Annotated in this window: 1 protein-coding gene and 1 pseudogene; both read right to left on the reverse strand. The window is 29.9% G+C overall.

Annotation, left to right across the window (positions count from 1 at the left end):
* Positions 1-122: sugar phosphate nucleotidyltransferase (locus CRV02_RS15180; protein WP_375137091.1), on the reverse strand; the 122-nt coding region annotated here is incomplete at its 3' end.
* Positions 98-421 (reverse strand): annotated as a pseudogene (locus CRV02_RS14550) (methyltransferase); the annotation flags it as partial. The pseudogene CRV02_RS14550 and the gene CRV02_RS15180, both read right to left, overlap by 25 nt.

Raw genomic sequence — 421 nt, forward strand, 5'->3', positions numbered from 1 at the left:
AAGAAAGGTTTTCCATGAATCATAGCCATTGGTTTAGGTACATCTTTAACCACACTTCTTAATCTTGTACCATACCCTCCCACAAGAATAAATACTTTTACTTTATTATTGAAAATTGACATATTATAGTATCTGTTGCCCCAATAGAAGATAATTGTGCTTCATATGCATTTGTTAACTCAGTAGAATCTATAAAGCTTCCCCACTCTTTATCCCCGCCTGGTTTTCCATTACTTAACCAATATAAATGGTTTGACAAAGGATATCTTTGAATATATTTAATAAAATCTACATTTAAACCACATTGTTTTGCTAGTATTTTAAGAGTATGTTCTGTATAAAGAAATAAGTGGCAACTCCAATATGTAAATTCCGAAAAAGGCAAATTTTTATATATTGTCAATAATGCATCATTTGCATT

This window comes from Arcobacter sp. CECT 8989 (assembly GCF_004116715.1).
In the GTDB taxonomy this organism is placed as follows: Bacteria; Campylobacterota; Campylobacteria; order Campylobacterales; family Arcobacteraceae; genus Halarcobacter.